The sequence below is a fragment of the Streptomyces sp. NPDC001714 genome (assembly GCF_042892755.1).
Classification (GTDB): Bacteria; Actinomycetota; Actinomycetes; order Streptomycetales; family Streptomycetaceae; genus Streptomyces.
The window spans coordinates 212,960-228,870 of record NZ_JBIAUL010000006.1 but is presented as its reverse complement, the minus strand read 5'-3'; the positions used below and the strand labels follow the sequence as shown (position 1 = coordinate 228,870).

Annotated in this window: 16 protein-coding genes; 7 read left to right on the top strand and 9 right to left on the bottom strand. The window is 72.8% G+C overall.

The genetic code is table 11. The features are described 5' to 3' along the window. Positions 1–352: 352 nt before the first annotated feature. Positions 353–1,084, bottom strand: a complete 732-nt coding sequence (locus ACFY0P_RS17880; RefSeq protein ID WP_351489454.1) for a VIT1/CCC1 transporter family protein — start codon at positions 1,082–1,084, stop codon at positions 353–355. 299 nt (positions 1,085–1,383) lie between these two features. On the opposite strand from ACFY0P_RS17880, the gene ACFY0P_RS17875 reads away from it, so the two are divergent. From ACFY0P_RS17875 to ACFY0P_RS17845, 7 genes are read left to right on the top strand one after another with little or no spacing between them, the layout of a single operon-like run. Next, positions 1,384–2,550, top strand: a complete 1,167-nt coding sequence (locus tag ACFY0P_RS17875) for an ADP-ribosylglycohydrolase family protein (RefSeq protein WP_388913337.1) — start codon at positions 1,384–1,386, stop codon at positions 2,548–2,550. After that, a complete protein-coding gene (locus tag ACFY0P_RS17870) occupies positions 2,547–3,665 on the top strand; it encodes an ADP-ribosylglycohydrolase family protein (protein ID WP_388913334.1) in 1,119 nt (372 codons plus the stop codon). The genes ACFY0P_RS17875 and ACFY0P_RS17870 overlap by 4 nt, the downstream gene beginning before the upstream one ends. An 8-nt stretch (positions 3,666–3,673) precedes the next feature. Beyond that, positions 3,674–4,849 (top strand): ADP-ribosylglycohydrolase family protein, encoded by a 1,176-nt coding sequence (locus ACFY0P_RS17865; RefSeq protein WP_388913331.1) that lies wholly within the window; start codon positions 3,674–3,676, stop codon positions 4,847–4,849. A 20-nt stretch (positions 4,850–4,869) separates the two neighbouring features. Then, positions 4,870–6,456 (top strand): ADP-ribosylglycohydrolase family protein, encoded by a 1,587-nt coding sequence (locus ACFY0P_RS17860; protein WP_388914125.1) that lies wholly within the window; start codon positions 4,870–4,872, stop codon positions 6,454–6,456. Beyond that, positions 6,453–7,346, top strand: coding sequence for a ribokinase (rbsK, locus tag ACFY0P_RS17855; protein WP_388913329.1), 894 nt, complete (start codon positions 6,453–6,455; stop codon positions 7,344–7,346). Before ACFY0P_RS17860 ends, rbsK begins: the two co-directional genes overlap by 4 nt. After that, a complete protein-coding gene (locus tag ACFY0P_RS17850) occupies positions 7,343–8,590 on the top strand; it encodes a CaiB/BaiF CoA transferase family protein (protein ID WP_388913327.1) in 1,248 nt (415 codons plus the stop codon). Before rbsK ends, ACFY0P_RS17850 begins: the two co-directional genes overlap by 4 nt. Next, positions 8,587–9,408 carry an HpcH/HpaI aldolase/citrate lyase family protein gene (locus ACFY0P_RS17845; protein ID WP_388913325.1) on the top strand — a complete coding sequence of 274 codons (822 nt, stop codon included), beginning with the start codon at positions 8,587–8,589 and terminating at the stop codon, positions 9,406–9,408. Before ACFY0P_RS17850 ends, ACFY0P_RS17845 begins: the two co-directional genes overlap by 4 nt. A 195-nt stretch (positions 9,409–9,603) precedes the next feature. Here the strand turns inward: ACFY0P_RS17845 and lgt are convergent, their stop codons facing one another. The 8 genes from lgt to ACFY0P_RS17805 form a co-directional block, all read right to left on the bottom strand. Further along, positions 9,604–10,572 (bottom strand): prolipoprotein diacylglyceryl transferase, encoded by a 969-nt coding sequence (lgt, locus tag ACFY0P_RS17840; RefSeq protein WP_388913322.1) that lies wholly within the window; start codon positions 10,570–10,572, stop codon positions 9,604–9,606. A gap of 92 nt (positions 10,573–10,664) precedes the next feature. Beyond that, a complete protein-coding gene (locus ACFY0P_RS17835) occupies positions 10,665–11,441 on the bottom strand; it encodes a DsbA family protein (RefSeq protein ID WP_388913319.1) in 777 nt (258 codons plus the stop codon). Between the two features lie 104 nt (positions 11,442–11,545). Then, positions 11,546–12,364 carry a tryptophan synthase subunit alpha gene (gene trpA / locus ACFY0P_RS17830; protein WP_388913316.1) on the bottom strand — a complete coding sequence of 273 codons (819 nt, stop codon included), beginning with the start codon at positions 12,362–12,364 and terminating at the stop codon, positions 11,546–11,548. After that, positions 12,361–13,644, bottom strand: a complete 1,284-nt coding sequence (trpB, locus tag ACFY0P_RS17825; RefSeq protein ID WP_388913314.1) for a tryptophan synthase subunit beta — start codon at positions 13,642–13,644, stop codon at positions 12,361–12,363. The genes trpA and trpB overlap by 4 nt, the downstream gene beginning before the upstream one ends. A 71-nt stretch (positions 13,645–13,715) precedes the next feature. Further along, positions 13,716–13,922: a tryptophan biosynthesis modulator TrpM gene (gene trpM / locus ACFY0P_RS17820; RefSeq protein WP_388913312.1), complete on the bottom strand. Its 207-nt coding sequence runs from the start codon at positions 13,920–13,922 to the stop codon at positions 13,716–13,718. Between the two features lie 21 nt (positions 13,923–13,943). After that, the gene (trpC, locus tag ACFY0P_RS17815; protein WP_362581573.1) at positions 13,944–14,753 is read right to left on the bottom strand and encodes an indole-3-glycerol phosphate synthase TrpC; all 810 of its coding nucleotides are present in this window, start codon (positions 14,751–14,753) and stop codon (positions 13,944–13,946) included. A gap of 147 nt (positions 14,754–14,900) precedes the next feature. Continuing rightward, positions 14,901–15,350 (bottom strand): DUF2752 domain-containing protein, encoded by a 450-nt coding sequence (locus ACFY0P_RS17810; protein ID WP_388913309.1) that lies wholly within the window; start codon positions 15,348–15,350, stop codon positions 14,901–14,903. A 76-nt stretch (positions 15,351–15,426) separates the two neighbouring features. Then, complete coding sequence (locus ACFY0P_RS17805) at positions 15,427–15,690, bottom strand: HGxxPAAW family protein (protein ID WP_388913307.1); 264 nt, start codon at positions 15,688–15,690, stop codon at positions 15,427–15,429. Between the last annotated feature and the right edge of the window lie 221 nt (positions 15,691–15,911).

Sequence of the window (15,911 nt, the reverse complement as noted above, 5' to 3'; positions counted from 1 at the left end):
TGGCGTATAGCAGGTGCCGAGGGACGACGTTGGCCCTCTGCGTTTTTGTTGCGAAATTTCACGCAGGTTACATGATGGAGCGGTTCTCGGGAACTGGATACACCGTTCCAACATGCGGACGCCGCAGGGGTTTACGGCGAGTACCGCCCAAGGCGGTGAAGGTGGTGGGGGACCGATCCGGACAGATCCGTGTCCATCGGTCCGCAGGGGCGGGGGTGAGCGTCGCGCCACCCCACAGGTGCATGGCAGGCCTCATTGCCTGCGGCGCTTACGGCTCATGCCCAGTGGTTAAGCATTCGAAACCAGCGAGTAACGGGTATTTATGCGGCCCAACGCATAGCTACCAGTCGCACTATCCTACGGCCGTCCCGAACAGAGTACCCAGGGCGTACGTCACACCGGCCGCCGCGCCGCCCAGCGCGAGCTGCCGCAGACCGCTGAACCACCAGCTCCGCGCGGTCACCTTGGCCACCACGGCACCGCAGCCGAACAGCCCGGCGAGGGCCAGCAGCAGGGCAGGCCAGAGCGCGGTCGCGCCGAGCAGGAACGGCAGCACGGGCAACAGCGCGCCCAGCGCGAACGACCCGAAGGACGAGACGGCGGCGACCAGCGGAGAGGGCAGGTCGCCGGGGTCGATGCCGAGCTCTTCCCTGGCATGTATCTCCAGCGCCTGCTCGGGGTCGGCGGACAGCTGCCGGGCGACCTCCCGGGCCAGCGCCGGCTCGACGCCTCTCGCCTCGTACAGCGCGGCCAGCTCGGCCTCCTCGTCCTGCGGGTGCCTGCGCAGCTCCCTGCGCTCCACGTCCAGCTCGGCCTCGACGAGCTCGCGCTGCGAGGCGACGGAGGTGTACTCGCCGGCGGCCATCGAGAAGGCGCCGGCGGCCAGCCCCGCAAGCCCGGTGATCACGATGGTCTGGTGGCCGACGGCCCCGCCGGCCACGCCGGTCATCAGGGCGAGGTTGGAGACGAGCCCGTCCATGGCACCGAAGACGGCGGGCCGCAGCCAGCCCCCGTTCACATCCCGGTGGGTGTGGTTGTCACGGTGGGCTTCGTGCAGGGTCGCCTGGGTCTCGATGACGGCCATGTGGGGTCCCCCAAAAGGTCTCGCGGCCTGCCCCGGATAAGCTGAGGCAAAGCTAACTTTGGACAAGTTCTATCTTTCGACAACACCGACACTACGCCGCGACATTCCCGGCCGCCAGCAAGGAAAGGCTCGGCTAACCTGCGGTTTTACCCTTCACCGCTCACACGTGCGTGGTGTCGCACAGATGTCGACCGGGTGATGTAGGGGCCGTCCAGGCTGCGGTCAACCGCCGTTGGTGGGACACATCCGCAAACGGTTCCGCGCCCCCGGCGCGAAGCCCCTCCCGGAGAGGCCCGCCCATGTCATCGATCGTCTGCACACCGCCGGTCCCCGCTCCCGACGAGCCCGCCTCCCCCCTGCACGACCGGGCTCGGGGCGCGTTGCTGGGCCTGGCCGTGGGTGACGCGCTCGGGGCGCCGGCCGAGAACATGAAGCCCTCCGAGATCCGCGCCCGCTGGGGCCGCATCACCGGATACGTGACCGACCACCCCGCCGGTACGGACGACACCGAGTACGCGATCTTCTCCGGCCTCCTCCTCGCCCGCCACGGCTCGGCACTCACCCCGGCCCATGTCGAGGCGGCCTGGCACGAGTGGATCGCCGACCGCGCCGAGGGCCCCTTCAAGGGCGCCGGCTTCAGCGAGCGCGGCACCCTGGAGAACCTCCGCCGGGGCCTCGCCGCCCCCATCTCAGCCCAGCACCGGCACGCCTGGAGCGACGGCCTGGCCATGCGGGCGGCCCCCTTCGGCGTCTTCGCGGCGGGCCGCCCCGCCGAGGCGGCCCGGCTCGTCGCCGTCGACGGCTCGGTGAGCCACGAGGGCGAGGGCATCTACGGCGGCCAGGCGGTGGCGGCAGGGGTCGCGGCGGCGATGGCGGGAGCCCCGCCCACGGCGGTGGTGGCGGCCGCGCTCGCCGTCGTCCCCGACGACTCCTGGACGGCCCGCTCCCTGCGCCGCGCGGTGTCCGTGGCCCACCGCGGCGAACGGGCGGTCCGCTCCGCGGTGGTCATCGGCGGCTACCCGTGGACCGACCTGGCCCCGGAGGCGGTGGCCCTGGCCTTCGGCGCGTACGCCGCGGCCGACGGCGACGTCCGGGAGGCGGTGCTGACGGCCGTGAACATGGGGCGCGACGCCGACACGACGGCCGCGGTGGCCGGCGCGCTGTCCGGAGCGACCCGGGGAGAGGCCGCGATCCCGCCGGAGTGGGGGGCCGCGATCGGCCCGGCACGAGGAAGCTGTCTGCCCTCGATGGCGGGGCACCATGTGCTGGAGGTGGCGGAACTGCTGATGGCAGCGGCTTCAGGGCAGGCCGAGCCGCGCCCCGGACCAGGCGGCCCCGTCCCCACCGAGTGGCACCCCCCGGCGTCCGCCTTTCTGCCGGCCGAGCCGGATGACGGGCGGGCGAGGTCCCGGGGGTCCAGGGGGCTGAGCCCCCTGGGGGCCGGGTGCGGCGAGGGGCTCCGGTGAACGGACGTCGTATCGAGGGGCTCCTCCTCGGCCTCGCCGCCGGCGACGCCGCCGGCTGGCCTTCCGCGCGGCACCGCGCATCCCGCATGCCGGAGTGGACCCGCCGTCTCACCCGTGAGCTCGACACCTTCGCCGAGCAGAACGCGACCACCACCCTCCCCGTCCCCATCGCCCTCAACCAGCCCCCCGAGCCCCTCCGCCTCGGCCCCTCCGACGACGCCGAGTGGGCGGCCTTCGCCGCGGAAGCCGTCCTGCGCGCCGGCGACGACACGGTCCTCGGCGACCTCAGCCGTGAGCTCCGCACCCGTGCCGCCATCGACCTCACCTGGACCGCCGTCGCCTCCGAGGTCGCCGCCGCGGCCGAACGCGCCCCGGAGATCGAGTCGGCGGTACTCCCGCTGCGCGCCCGCATCTCCGTCCGCGCCGGCCTCGGCAACCTCGCCACCGGCCTGCGCCCGCCCGCCACCGGCCACGACAACCCGCACTACTTCGACGACGCCGCCTGCGTCCGCGCCTGCGCCCTCGCCGTCGCCCACCCCGGGGACCCCGAACGGGCCGCCGACCTAGCCGAGTTCGACGCCCGCTACACCCAGGACGGCGACGGGGTGCACGGCGCCCGCGCCATGGCCGCCGCCGTCGCCCTCGCCCTCGCCGGCGCCGAAGTCGAGACCTGCGTCGCCGCGGCCCTCGCCGAACTCCCCGCGACCACCGAGATCGGGCGCAACGCCCGGCACGCCCTCGCCCTCGCCGGCACCACGGACTCCGCGTTCGCCCTGATCCCCCTCCTCGAGCACCAAATCGTCGACCACGTCTACAGCTACGGCATCGCGGCCGCCGAGACCGTCCCGGTCGCCCTCGCCCTCGCCACCGCCGCGCGCGGCCGGATCGCCGAGGCCGTGCCCGCCGCCGCCTGCCTCTCCCGGGTCGCCGACTCGGCCCCCGCCCTGGCCGGCGCGCTCACCGGCGCCCTCGGCGGCGCGACGGCGATCCCCCCGTCCTGGCGGGACGCCTGCCGCACCCTCTCCGGCTGCGCCCTCCCCCGCCTCACCGGCACGGACCTCGTGGAACTCGCCGAACTCCTGGAAGCCACACAACCGGCCCGTCCCGGTGGATGATTCGGTGCATGACGCCCAAAGGAGAAGAAAGCGCCGGAGCTTCGCTCGACGACCGGATCACCGGAGCACTGGTCGGGGCCGCCGTCGGCGACGCCCTCGGCGGTCCGGTCGAGGGCTACTCCCCCGACCAGATCCTCGAACGCCACGGCGGCCGGGTCCACGGCATCGTCGGCCCCTGGAACGGCGACGCCTGGCGCACCGCCCGCCCCATCGCGCCGTACCACAAGGGCGACGGGCACGTCACCGACGACACCTTGATGACCCATGCGCTGGTACGGGTGTACGACCGGGTCCGCGACCACCTCGACGCGTACGCGATCGCCGACCACCTGGTCCCGGACCTGATGACCCACCCCCGCTGGATCCCCGAGCTGGAGGCCGAGGCCCTCCCCCTGCACCGGATCTTCCTCGCGGAGAAGTGGCTGGCGACCCGCCTCCACTACGGCCATGCCGACCCCCGCGAGGCCGGCGTCGGCAACATCGTCAACTGCGGTGCGGCGATGTACATGGCCCCGGTCGGCCTGGTCAACGCCGCGAACCCGCGGGCCGCGTACGCCGAGGCCCTGGACATCGCGGGCGCCCACCAGTCGTCGTACGGCAGGGAGGCGGCGGGCGTCTTCGCGGCGGCGGTGGCGGCGGCGACGGCGCCCGGCGCGACACCGGACTCCGTGGTCGGCGTCTGCCTGTCCCTGGCGAAGGACGGCACCCGCGAGGCGATCGAGAAGGTCTGTGAAGCGGCGGCGCACCACGCCGACTTCGAGTCGGCACTCGTCCCGCTCCGCGACGCGATCGCCCCCTACGACACCGTGGGCCCCGACTACCGGTCCCCCTCCCTCGGCGCCCGCCGCCCCTCCCGCCTCCACGCCATCGAGGAACTCCCCGTCGCCCTGGGCATGTTGCTGGTGGCGGACGGCGACTACCGGCACGCCGTCCTCGGCGCCGTCAACTACGGCCGGGACTGCGACTCCATCGCGACGATGGCGGGCGCGATCGCCGGGGCCCTGGGCTCGCCCGTTCCGGAGGACTGGTCGAAGCGGGTGGCCGAGGCCAGCCGCCTCGACCTCTGGGCACCGCCGCGCACGCTGGCCGCCGTGACCCGCGAGATCTTCATCCGGGACACGGAGCGCCGCCGCGCCCACGAGGAGTCCTTCGCCCGCCTCGGAGGCCCGAGTTGCTCCGCCTGACCTGGGTCCAGCCGGAGGACCTGCTGGGCCACGAGCTGCGCCAGGCACGGCAGGACGGGCGGGAGCCGTCGGCCGTCGAGGCGAGGTGGCGGGCGGCGGGGGGCGCGGACGCGCCGCCGCGGGCGGGCGCGTCGCCGGACCGGGCGTCCCGCTATCTCCGCCAGCTGGCGGAGGACCTCCTCGACGAACTCGCGGACCTGCCGAGCAGGTTGAACGAGCCGACGGATCTGGCCGACATCAAGGCGCTGTGTCCTGAGTGGCCGAACGCGCTACGGGGAGGGCGGTGCGGGCCGTCGTGCGACTGCGGGTGCGCGGGGGCTGATCGCGCAGTTCCTCCCCCAGCCTTCGGCCGGGGGTACCCCCAGCGCCCTGACGGGGCGCTGCCCAGCCGTGTCCTTGATCCAGCCGCGGGCAGTCGTGCCGCTGGGGCGTTGGGGGTCCCCCTGCTCGAGCGGAGCCGAGAGTGGGGGAGGGTGGGCGCTGGGGGTCCCCCCTCTGGGGGAGGCACCCGGCAAGCGCCGGTAAGCGTCCCCACCCCCGCGCCGCCCCCCGCTCCCCGCGCCTACCACGCCGCCTGGCTCGGCCGAGCCGTCGGCTGTCTGCTCGGGAAACCCGTCGAGAAGCTCCCCCTGCACGCCATCCGTGAACTCGCCCGCGCCACCGGCAACTGGCCCCTGAACCAGTACTTCACGGCCCACGGCGTCCCCGCCGAACTCCTCTCCGCCCACCCCTGGAACCGCCGCTCGGCCCCCACCTCCCTCGCCGAGAACATCGACGGCATGCCCGAGGACGACGACCTCAACTACCCCCTCCTCAACCTCCTCCTGCTCCAACGCCACACCAGGGACTTCACCACCGCCGACGTGGCCGCCCTCTGGCTCGACGAACTCCCCGCCGGCCGCACCTTCACCGCCGAACGCGTCGCCTACCGCAACCTCCTCACCGGCGTCGAGCCCCCGCACACCGCCCGGCACCGCAACCCCTTCCGCGAGTGGATCGGCGCCCTCATCCGCGCCGACGTGCACGGCTGGACCAACCCCGGCGACCCGGCCGCCGCGGCCGAACAGGCCCACCGCGACGCCACGCTCACCCACACGGCCAACGGCGTCTACGCGGCGATGTTCACGGCGGCCGTCATCGCCACCGCCGCCACCGGCACCCACGACGTCCACGCCTGCCTGCGCACCGGCCGATCCGTCGTCCCGCCCCACTCGCGCCTCGCCCACGCCGTCGACCACGCGATCCGGCTCGCCGAGGAGCACGACGACTTCGACGCCGTCGTCGACGAACTCCACACCACCCACTCCGCCACCCACCACTGGGTGCACGCCGTCCCCAACACCGCCCTGATCGCCGCCGCCCTCACCCACGCTGACGGCGACTTCACCGGCTCCGTCTGCCGTGCCGTGAGCGGCGGTTGGGACACCGACTCGAACGGCGCGGCCGCCGGCTCCGTCGCCGGCCTGCTCGCGGGAGACCCGGACGCGCTCCCCGACCGCTGGACGACCCCGCTCAAGAACCGGCTCGCCACCTCCGTCGCCGGCTTCGACGGCACCGGCTTCGACACCCTCGCCCACCTCACCCACCTGGAGGCGACCCGCTCATGACCCATATCGCCGTACTCGGCAGCATGAACATGGACCTCGTCGCATACGCCGAGAAGGCCCCGCAGCTCGGCGAGACCGTCACGGGACGAGCCTTCCGCACGATCCCCGGCGGCAAGGGCGCCAACCAGGCGATCGCCGCCGCCCGGGCCGGCGCCACCGTCTCGATGATCGGCGCGGTCGGCCACGACGCCTACGGCGCCCGGATGCGCGAGACCCTGGAACACTCCGGCGTCGACACCGACTCGCTGCGCACGATCGAAGGTCCGTCCGGCACCGCGCACATCGTCGTGGACGACGAGGGCGGCAACGCGATCGTCGTCATCCCCGGGGCGAACGGCACCGTCGACCACCTCGCCCCTGGCGACGAGGGCGTCATCGCCTCCGCCGACATGCTCCTGCTCCAGCTGGAGATCCCCCTCGCGGCGGTCGTGGCCGGTGCGCAGGCCGCCCGCCGCCACGGCGTCCGGACCATCCTCACCCCGTCGCCCGCCCGCCCGCTCCCGTCCGAGCTCCTCGACAGCATCGACCTGCTGGTGGCGAACGAGCGGGAGGCGGCCACCCTCACCGACCGCACCGACCCGCGCGACGCGGCGGGCGCGCTCCTCGACCGGGTAGCGCACGTCGTCGTCACCCTCGGCGCGGCCGGCAGCCTCTACCTCACCCGCGACGCCGCCCCCCTCGTCATCCCCGCACCCCGGGTGACCGCCGTGGACTCCACGGGCGCGGGCGACACCTTCGTCGGCGCCCTCGCGGTGGCCCTGGCCGAGGAGAAACCGATCCGCGAGGCCCTGTCCTGGGCGGCCGCCGCGGCGGCGATCTCCGTACAACGGGAAGGGGCGACGGAGTCGATGCCGTACCGCCCGGAGATCGAAACCCAGTACACCGCATGAGTACGACACCCACAGCACCCACGGGCCCGGCGGCCGACCCCCAGTCCCCGCCCCCGTCCTCCGCGCCCCTCACCGGACTGCGTGTCCTCGATCTGGCCACGCTCTTCGCCGGTCCCCTCGCCGCCACCCTGCTCGGTGACTTCGGCGCCGAGGTCGTCAAGGTCGAGCACCCCGCCAAGCCCGACCCCTCCCGGGGCCACGGCCCGGCCAAGCAGGGCGTCGGCCTGTGGTGGAAGCTGCTCGGCCGCAACAAACGCACCCTCACCCTCGACCTGTCCAAGCCCGGCGGCCGTGCCACGCTCCTCCGGCTGGCCGCCACCGCCGACGTGATCATCGAGAACTTCCGCCCCGGCACCCTGGAGAAGTGGGACCTCGGCTGGGAGGAGCTCTCCGCCGCCAACCCGCGCCTGGTCCTGGCCAGGGTCACCGCCTTCGGCCAGTTCGGCCCCTACGCCCGCCGCCCCGGCTTCGGCACCCTCGCCGAGGCGATGAGCGGCTTCGCGGCGATCACCGGCGAACCGGACGCCCCGCCGACCCTGCCCCCCTTCGGGCTCGCCGACTCCATCGCGGCGCTGGCGACCGCGTACGCCGTGATGACCGCCCTCGCGGCCCGGGACCGCACCGGCGAGGGCCAGGTCGTCGACATGGCGATCATCGAACCGATCCTGGCCGTCCTCGGCCCCCAGCCCACCTGGTACGACCAGCTCGGCTACGTCCAGGAACGCACCGGCAACCGGTCCGCCAACAACGCCCCGCGCAACACCTACCGCACGGCGGACGGGACCTGGGTCGCCGTGTCCACCTCGGCCCAGTCGATCGCGGAACGCGTGATGGGCCTGGTCGGGCGTCCGGAGCTGATCGACGAGCCGTGGTTCGCGACCGGGGCCGGCCGGGCCGCACACGCCGACGTCCTCGACAAGGCCGTCGGCGGCTGGGTCGCCGCCCGCTCCCGCGCCGAGGTGCTGGCCGAGTTCGAGAAGGCGGAAGCGGCGGTGGCGCCGGTCCAGGACGTACGGGACGTCATGGAGGACCCGCAGTACCAGGCGCTGAACACGATCACCACGGTCCCCGACCCGGACCTGGGCCCCCTGCGCATGCAGAACGTGCTCTTCCGCCTCTCGGCCACCCCCGGCGCGATCCGCTGGACCGGCCGCCCGCACGGCGCCGACACGGAGGAGGTCCTGGCCGAGCTGGGCCTGACCCCGGCCCAGGTGCGGGCCCTGCGCGAGGAGGGCGCCGTATGACCGCCGCGCCGTTCCCCCTGACCTGGCTGTACGTCCCCGGCGACCGGCCGCACGTCGTCGCCAAGGCGCTGGCCTCCGGAACCGACGTGGTGGTGATCGACCTGGAGGACGCGGTCGCCCCCGACCGCAAGGACTACGCGCGCGCCGCCACCGCCGAGCTCCTCGCCCACCCCCAGCCGGTCCCGGTCCACGTCCGGATCAACGCCCTGGACACCCCCTGGGCACAGGCCGACATCCGGGCCCTCCGCTCCCTCCCCGGCCTCGCCGGACTCCGCCTCCCGAAAGTCACCGGCCCGGAAGACATCCGCCACCTCGCGGCCCGGACCGCCGCCCTCCCCCTCTACGCCCTCCTCGAATCGGCCCTCGGCATCGAACACGCCTACGCCATCGCCGTCGCCCATCCCGCCCTGCGGGGCATCTCCCTGGGCGAGTCGGATCTACGGGCCGACCTGGGGGTACGGGACGACATCGGCCTCGACTGGTCCCGTTCCCGGATCGTGGTCGCCGCGCGGGCGGCGGGCCTCGCCCCACCGCCCCAGTCGGTCCACCCCGACACCCGCGACCTCAACGGCCTGGCCGCCTCCTGCGCCCACGGCCGCGCCCTGGGCTTCCTGGGCCGCGCCGCGATCCACCCCCGCCAGCTCCCGATCATCGAACGGGCCTACCTGCCCACCGAGGCAGAACTCGAACAAGCCGAAACGGTCATCAAGGCAGCCACCACAGAACAGGGCGCCCAGGCCCTCCCCGACGGCAGCTTCATCGACGCGGCGGTAGTGGCAGCGGCCCGCAGAACCCTCTCCCTGACCAACCGCCGCTGACCCCTCCAACCCACCCCTCCCGCCGGCGCCCCTCCCACCGGTCGTCTTTCGTCGCCGGTTCTTTCTTCCGCCGCGACGGCGAGACGCACGACGGCGCTGTCCGGCGGTGCCGGACCTGCCGCAACCCGTCGGCCCGCACGCGAAGAGGGCGCCCGGTTCGATCCCGGGCGCCCTCTTCGTCGTACGACAAGCAGGTCAGCTCTTCTTGGTCCCCGACCCGGCCTCGTCCTTGACCTCGTCGGCGGCATCGTCCTCGGCTGCGGCTGCGGCTGCGGCCTTGTCGCCGGAGGGCTCCGCCTCACCCGCACCCTCGGCCTCACCGTCGGAGACACCCTCACCGTCGGAGACACCCGGCTCGACCACCGTCTCCCGGCCCGGCCGCTTCCTCGCGGAGACCACGATGTACAGCACCGCGAGCAGGAACACGATCATCGCGGTCCAGTCGTTGAGCCGCAGACCGAGGATGTGGTGGGCGTCGTCGACGCGCATGTACTCGATCCAGCCGCGGCCCACGCAGTACGCCGCGACGTACAGGGCGAAGGCCCGCCCGTGCCCGAGCTTGAAGCGGCGGTCGGCCCAGATGACCAGGAAGCCGACGCCGATGCACCACAGCGACTCGTAGAGGAAGGTCGGGTGGTAGTAGCCGGGAACGCGGCCGCCCTCGGAGGAGGTGATGTGCAGGGCCCACGGAACGTGGGTCTCGCGGCCGTAGAGCTCCTGGTTGAACCAGTTGCCCCAGCGGCCGATCGCCTGGGCGAAGGCGATGCCGGGGGCGATGGCGTCGGCGTAGGCCGGCAGCGGGATGCCCCGGCGCCGGCAGCCGATCCACGCGCCCACCGCACCGAGCGCGATCGCGCCCCAGATGCCGAGTCCGCCCTGCCAGACCTTGAACGCGTCGACCCAGTCACGGCCCGCGCTGAAGTACAGCTCGTAGTCCGTGATCACGTGGTAGAGACGCCCGCCGACCAGGCCGAACGGCACGGCCCAGACCGCGATGTCGGCCACGGTGCCGGCCCGCCCGCCCCGGGCGATCCAGCGCTTGTTGCCGAGCCAGACGGCTACGAAGACACCGATGATGATGCAGAACGCGTAGCCGCGCAGCGGGATGGGTCCGAGGTGGATCACTCCGCGCGACGGGCTGGGAATGTAGGCAAGTTCTTCCATGGCAGGGTCGACGCTACCGTGCCGGACCGGGCCGACGGCAACCAGCCCGGCTACGGCTCCATAACGGGGGCGTGAGAATCGCTTACTCCCCCTTACTGCTTGTTCGCGTCCTCGACCAGCTGCTTCAGCTTGGCCGGGGTCATGGTCTGGTCCTGGTAGATGTTCTTGCCGTCGAGCAGGACGGTCGGCGTGCCGTCGAACTTGGCCGCCTGGAAGGCCTGGTTGGACTTGACGACCCAGGAATTGTGCGTGCCGTTCCTGACGCACTTCTGGAACGCCGGCGTGTTCAGCCCCTGCACCTTGCCGGCCAGCTCGATCAGCTTGTCGTTGCTCGCGAACGCGTCATCGGTCTCCTTCGGCTGGTTCTCGTACAGCACGTCGTGGAAGTCGCGGAACTTCCCGGCGTCCTGGGCGCAGGCCGCCGCGTTGGCCGCGTTCCTGGAGCCGCTGCCGCCGAGGTTGCCGTCGATCAGCGTGACCAGGTGGTACTCGATTCTGAGCTGACCCGCGTCGACCAGCTCGTGGAGCGTCGGGCGGTACGCCGTCTCGAAGGCCTGGCAGGCCGGGCAGCGGAAGTCCTCCCAGACGGTGAGCGTCGCCTTGGCGCCGTCCTTGCCGACCGGGATCGCGAGACTGTCCTTGCCCTGGGCGCCGGAGGGCGCCACGACCGGGCCGGAGCTCGCGCTGGTCTTGTCCTTGCCCGCGTTCGCGGCGATCACGCCGATCACCGCCGCCAGGCCCAGGACGCAGACGACGCTCGCGCCCACGATCAGCGCGCGCCGTCGCTTGTCCGCGGCCCGCTGCTTCTCCCGCTCCGCCGCCAGCCGCTCACGGGCCATCCGCTTTCCGTCACGATTCTTCTCGCTCACACCCCCAGAACGAACCGGGGAGGCGCACCGCGCCTCCCCGGTCCCAGGTCCACCCGTTCGAGTGACCGAATGTTCCGTTGTGTCCGGCAGTCCCCCTTGCGGGTCTACGCCTGTCCGCGCACGCCCTTCGCCAGGTCCCCGGCGAGTTCACGGACGGCCGCCACGCCGGCCGCGTGGTCCGGCGCGTCCAGCATCCGCTTCACGAAGGCCGAACCGACGATCACGCCGTCGGCGAAGCCGGCGACCTCGCCGGCCTGCGCCGCGTTGGAGACGCCGAGGCCGACGCAGACGGGCAGTTCGGTGCCGGTGGCCCGGGTGCGCTCGACCAGGTCCTGGGCCTGCGCCCCGACCGATTCACGCGTACCGGTGACGCCCATCAGCGAGGCCGCGTAGACGAACCCGCTGCCCGCCGCCGTGATCGTCGCGAGCCGCTCGTCCTTGCTGCTCGGCGCCACGACGAAGACCGTCGCGAGGCCGTGCTTCTCGGCGTGCTCCCTCCAGAGAGCCGACTCCTGGACCGGCAGGTCGGGCAGGATGCAGCCCGCGCCGCCCGCCTCGGCCAGCTCCGCGGTGAACCGCTCGACGCCGTAGCGGTCGATGGGGTTCCAGTACGTCATGACGAGGATCGGCCTGCCGGTGGCCTCGTAGGCCTCCTTGACCGTGCGCATGACGTCCGCGATCTTGACACCGCCGCGCAGGGCGATGTCGTCGGCGGTCTGGATGACCGGACCGTCCAGGACCGGGTCGCTGTGCGGCAGCCCGACCTCGACGACGTCCGCGCCGCCGTCCAGGGCGGCCTTGATCGCCTCGATGCCGCCGTCCACGGTCGGGAACCCGGCCGGGAGATAGGCGATGAGCGCGGCGCGGCCTTCGGCCTTGGCGGCGGCCAGGGTCTCGTCCAGCAGCTGAATGTTCCCGCTCACTTGGCGTCCCCCTCGATCTCGGCGGTGTCGGCGGCGTCGGCCGCGACCTCGGCGTCGGTGTCGTACAGCCCGAAGTAGCGCGCGGCGGTGTCCATGTCCTTGTCGCCGCGGCCGGACAGGTTGACGACGATCAGCCCGTCCTTGCCGAGTTCCCTGCCGACCTCCAGGGCGCCGGCGAGGGCGTGGGCGCTCTCGATGGCCGGGATGATGCCCTCGGTGCGGGAGAGCAGGCGCAGCGCCTGCATGGCCGAGTCGTCGGTGACCGCGCGGTACTCGCCGCGGCCGGAGTCCTTGAGGTAGGAGTGCTCGGGGCCGATGCCGGGGTAGTCCAGACCGGCCGAGATCGAGTACGGCTCGGTGATCTGGCCCTCCTCGTCCTGGAGGACGTAGGACCGGGAGCCGTGCAGGATGCCGGGCTCGCCGGCGGTGAGGGTGGCCGCGTGCTCGCCGGTCTCGATGCCGTGGCCCGCCGGCTCGCAGCCGATGAGACGGACGCCCTCGTCGGGGATGAAGGCGTGGAAGAGGCCGATGGCGTTGGAGCCGCCGCCGACGCAGGCGATCGCCGCGTCGGGGAGCCGGCCGGCCCGCTCCAGGAGCTGGCGGCGGGCCTCGACGCCGATGACCCGGTGGAAGTCGCGGACCATCGCCGGGAAGGGATGCGGTCCTGCGACCGTGCCGAAGAGGTAGTGGGTGTGGTCGACGTTGGCCACCCAGTCGCGGAACGCCTCGTTGATGGCGTCCTTGAGCGTGCGGCTGCCGGACTTCACGGCGATGACCTCGGCGCCGAGCATGCGCATCCGGGCCACGTTCAGGGCCTGGCGCTCGGTGTCGATCTCGCCCATGTAGATGGTGCAGTCGAGGCCGAACAGCGCACAGGCGGTGGCGGTCGCGACGCCGTGCTGGCCGGCGCCGGTCTCCGCGATCACGCGGGTCTTGCCCATGCGCTTGGTGAGCAGGGCCTGGCCCAGCACGTTGTTGATCTTGTGGGAGCCGGTGTGGTTGAGGTCCTCGCGCTTGAGGAAGATCCGGGCGCCCCCGGCGTGTTCCGCGAAGCGGGGGACCTCGGTGAGCGAGCTGGGGCGGCCGGTGTAGTTGACCAGCAGGTCGTCGAGTTCGCGGGCGAACTCGGGGTCGTGCTTGGCCTTGTCGTACTCGACGGCGACCTCGTCCACGGCGGCGACGAGGGCCTCCGGGATGAACTTGCCGCCGAAGGCGCCGAAATAGCCCTCGGCGCTGGGCACCTGGCCGGAGGGGTCAGGGAAGAAGAAATCGCTGGGCATGCGAAAACCTCACGGTGAGTGTGTGGAAAAAGACACTGTTCGCCGTGGGGGGCGGAGTTCGTCGTACGACCTCAGGCCGTGTGTGGCTGGTCGCGCAGTTCCCCGCGCCCCTTGGGGGCGCGCTGCCATCGACGTCCGTTGACCTGCCCGGGTTCGTCACCGATGACGTATCGCACCCTGCGGCCGTGGACACGCCTCGCCGGGGCTCGGCAGCCCCTCGGGCGGCAGCCGCGCGCGAGGCGGGCGTACCGGTCCACGGTCGTCACGGTGAGAGTCATCGGGATCAGCTTAGCGGGCGATCAGCCCCGGCCGTGCCGCAGCGCGGGGTGTTCGCCGGCCGCCACCAGGTCGGCCACCGCCGCCTTGGGGTCGCGGCCCGTGACCAGGGACTCGCCGACCAGGACCGCGTCGGCGCCGGCGTTGGCGTACGCGATCAGGTCGTGCGGGCCGCGGACGCCGGACTCGGCGACCTTGACGACGTGGGCGGGGATCTCGGGGGCGACCCGCTCGAAGGTGGAGCGGTCGACCTCCAGGGTCTTCAGGTTGCGCGCGTTCACACCGATCACCTTGGCGCCCGCGTCCACCGCGCGCTCGACCTCGTCCTCGTCGTGGACCTCGACGAGCGGGGTGAGGCCGATGGACTCGGCGCGCTCGATCAGCGACTCCAGGGCCGGCTGGTCGAGGGCGGCGACGATCAGCAGGGCGAGGTCGGCACCGTACGCGCGGGCCTCCCACAGCTGGTACGACGTGACGATGAAGTCCTTGCGCAGCACCGGGATGTCCACCCGGGCCCGGACCGCCTCCAGGTCGGCCAGCGAGCCGCCGAAACGGCGCTGCTCGGTCAGGACCGAGATGACGGCCGCGCCGCCCGCCTCGTAGTCCGCGGCGAGCCCGGCCGGGTCGGCGATCGCGGCCAGCGCGCCCTTGGACGGACTGGAGCGCTTCACCTCACAGATGACCTTGACGCCCTCACCGCGCAGCGCGGCCACGCCGTCCTTGGCGGCCCGCGCCTTCGCCGCGCGCTCCTTGAGCTCGTCGAGGCTGACGCGCGCCTGCCGTTCCGCGAGGTCGGCACGGACTCCGTCGATGATCTCGTCGAGCACACTCACGCGAGCGGCCCCCTTCCTGACGGTTCTTCCAGGCGGTCACAAACCCATGGGCCGAAAACTCATGGTCACTGCGATGGTATCCGGAGGACGGGGTAGGCCTCACATCCGGTTGACGCCGGTCCCAGTACCTGGACATTCACCAGTTGATCAAGGATGCAACCAGCCACCGAAGGGCAGGTTCCGGACAACGGTGAAGACCAGCAGCAACACACCCAGGCTCCACATCTGCACCGGCCTGAGCTCGATCCGGGCGGGCCGGCCACGCACGGCGCGCACCACCCAGACGGTCCACACCACGGCGAAGGCCACATAGGCCAGCACGCCCGCCGCGTTGTCCCGCAGCGCGGCCAGGAAGTCGCCGTGGATGAACGCGTGCGCGCTGCGCAGGCCGCCGCAGCCGGGGCAGTACAGGCCGGTGAGCCGGTAGAGCGGGCAGACCGGGTAGTGGCCGGGCTGGTCGGGGTCGACGGTGCCGACGTAGGCGAAGGCCCCGACGACGGCGCCCAGCACGGAGACGGGCACGGCCAGCCGGCCCCGCAGGGAGGGCATCACCGGTGGAGCGGCTGCGCTGTGGCTGTCGGCGTTCACGCCTCGCATTGTGCCCCGTACGGTCGGCACACGCGCGCGAGGGGCGCCCCGATCTCTCGGGACGCCCCTCGGGAAGCGGTGCGGGTCAGCTCTCGGCGGCGACCGGCTCGCGGGTGGCCGCCGGGGCGGTGGTGGTGTACACGAGGGCGCCGCTCTGCTTCGGCTGGCCGAGGCCCATGGAGCGCATGATCATGCCGACCACGCCACCGAGAAGCACGATCGCCATGCCGGCCCAGAAACCCACCGGCTGCGCCATCACCATGAAGGCGCCCGCGACGCAGAAACCGATGAAGGCGATGATGACGCCGGTCCAGGCGGCCGGGGTGTGACCGTGGCTGCTGCCCGCCATGACTTGCTCCTCGTTGCTGGTACGTGTCGTACGGGCCCGAGCTCGTACGTGTCCTTCCGGACGCTCGCCCTCCATTGTCCCGTACCCACAGGGGTGCCAGGAGCTGGGGTGGCGTCTGATTCGCCACATCGGCTGAGACATCCCCGCCGACCACAGCGCCCCGTAAGGGGCGGGGGGAACTGCGCGACCAGCCACGACGAAGCCGCAGCCGACCGACGGCG